This is a genomic window from Streptomyces sp. NPDC033845, assembly GCF_055576225.1.
The window spans coordinates 1-2,518 of sequence record NZ_JBVIRI010000071.1 but is presented as its reverse complement, the minus strand read 5'-3'; the positions used below and the strand labels follow the sequence as shown (position 1 = coordinate 2,518).

Annotated in this window: 1 protein-coding gene and 2 pseudogenes; all 3 read right to left on the bottom strand. The window is 58.0% G+C overall.

The window, feature by feature from the left end; translation table 11 throughout:
- Positions 1–112: 112 nt before the first annotated feature.
- Positions 113–316: pseudogene (locus ACZ50K_RS37805) on the bottom strand (transposase family protein); the annotation flags it as partial.
- Between the two features lie 172 nt (positions 317–488).
- The gene (locus ACZ50K_RS37800) at positions 489–1,997 is read right to left on the bottom strand and encodes an FUSC family protein (protein ID WP_468912009.1); all 1,509 of its coding nucleotides are present in this window, start codon (positions 1,995–1,997) and stop codon (positions 489–491) included.
- 442 nt (positions 1,998–2,439) lie between these two features.
- A pseudogene (locus ACZ50K_RS37795) lies at positions 2,440–2,518 on the bottom strand (transposase); the annotation flags it as partial.

Here is a 2,518-nt window from a genome sequence, read left to right as displayed (position 1 = left end):
GCGACCGCGTCCGCCTTGAACTCCGGCGGGTAGTACTTCATGACCACGAGATGTCCGTCCTCAGATCCTCAGGATCCAGTGTCTCGTGTGTACAGCATCCGGGGTCAAGGCCCGTAGTCGTACCGACCCCGAAACCAGCCGGGAGCTGTGCGTACGGATGCCCGTTGCGGAAGTGGGCGAGGGTGAGCAGGGCCTGTCGGCCCGCGCTCAGGCGCCGCCACCGGGTGCCAACAGCCCGGCGATGTTCCCTCAGGCAGGCAGCTAGGAAGCGGAGGGCAGAGCTGGAGACGTCGACGCCCGACGGATAGACAAGCACACGAACCCCTGGTGAAGACGGATTTCTTGGTCGAAAACCCATCTACCAGGGGCTTCACCTGCCTGTCAGCCCCATTACCCGGCTCGACCAGCAGGTTGGAAAGGACTCACTGGTGCCCTATTTGCTAAACCGGTGGGCATAAAATCTCAGATGATTGCGAGATCGCACACGCTCATTTCAATTCTCGTAGGTCCCTGCCCGAGTGAGACGTAACCATCATGGCCGCGGAAATTGCATGTTCAGCCAGAGCCGCGACAGAGCGCGAAACGGGCCCATGGAACTGCGGGGGGGAAATATCTACTCTAGAGCCGTCCAAATAATTAGCGACATCCCTCAGGTGGCCGGCTAGAACCCGCAACTCGCGAGACGCGGATGGAAGCCGGGGCCGACTGGGTGATACTTGTCTTTCAATAATTCCCCGAAGCCTTCGCGACTCGGAGAGAATTTCATCCAATTCGGTGAGCAGCGCAACGGAAGGTCGAGGCTGATCACTGAGCCGAAAACGTGAGGATGCGAGTTCTTTTTCGGATTCTTCTACTGTATTTAGAGCTCGAAACTTTCCATCGCCTACAGAACTATTACTAGAGGTGGCGACCCGCTCCAAGTATCGGGCTTGAGAGATCAAAATCGCAGTAATGCGATTCAGGATTTTCCCCTCCTCGTGATGCGGCCAGAGGACTAGCGTTCCGATGGCAGCCAAGGCTGCACCCACCGCATTGTTAACGACGCGTTCGAAAGCGTCGATCCACCCGGCATGCTCTCCGAAGGTGAGCATGAGCAGAATGGCGGGCGTCTCCACTAATGGCCAAAGTCCGTAGTTGATGGTGCGTAGAGGGCGTGCAGCTCCGATAAGCGCGGCACAGAGCAGGGCAACAAATGAAGCGGGAATTGAATCGCAAAACGTGAGCAGCAGAGCACCAATGCAGGAACCGAGTAGAGTTCCGCCCATACGTTTGATAATCCGCTGAGTCGTTTGACCCCAACTGGGACGCAAAGTGGTCACAATTCCGAGCATTACCCAGTTGTAATGAGGTAGGTCTACGGTTGTAATGATTACATAGGCGACACCGAAGCAGAAAGCAAGTCGGAGTCCGTAACGAAATTCTGGTGTAAGCTCCCTGGCTGCTGACCGAAGTACAATCCATGCACTTCTGCATCCTCGAGAAGGAGATTTAGGCCCTTGAGGGTCGGGAGGTCCGGCGATGAAGGGCAGCAACATGATCGTGCTTGCATAAGATGCCCCTGCAGCAACCAGTGCCACGTGCGCAGCGGGAGCAACTGGAGAACCAGCCGCCGACAGGATAAGAGCGATTAGAGGGGCAATAGCTGCTGTAGGCTTGACGGGTACCAGCAGCGAGAAGAGCATGATAGCGCAGAGCGCAGGAATAAGGCGTCCGGCAACCAAAATTCCGATGGCGGTGGCCGCACTCAGTAGCAATACTCCTCTGACTAGCGCCGTTACCCGAGCGCGAGTATCTCCGCTCATTGGTGAAATAACTGTCAGCAATGCACCTATGGCAGCAAGTGACCCCTGCAGGAGATAGCCGGAGGCTGCGCCAACTTCCAACGGAACTCCCGTTGCCAGGAACGCACCCAGACCTGGGCGCCAAGAAAATCGACCGTCTTTCTCGCGCGCCCAGAAGACGGCAGCGATGTTGGCAACGAAGGCTCGCACATCCATGGGGGAAATCTACCCTTTTTCTGATGCTGAGACTCCATGAAGGGGTCGTGGCGGAGAAGATCAGTTTCGCGAACTGAAGACGCCATGCGACTGCACTGATTCGAGAAAATTCGAACACCGCTCAGGCGGAAAGTTGCCGTGGGGGGGCGTGTCGTCGATCTGGCTCTGGCCCGTAGTCGGTGGTGACGCCGGGTAGCGGTCAGGTCAAGAGGACTCGATACCAGAGAAGGTCGAATCCTGCGCGTCGGCCGCCTTGAGCCGTAACTCCTCGCGGAACTGCTGCCGCTCGGCAGTCGGTCCGCCCCCTTGTGGATACCGCATGCCCCGGTGATACCGCACAGGCGACGAGTCGTCAGCCTCTACGGCTCCACCAGTTCGATCTCAGAAGGCTGACAGGCACACGAAGCCCCTGGTGGGTGGGTTCTCTACTGACTTCAGCTCGTCAGGGTGACGCTGGGTCGTGGAGGGTCAGGCCGGTGCCGGCTATGAACCCGTCGAGGGTGTCGGGCCGGTACTGGAGG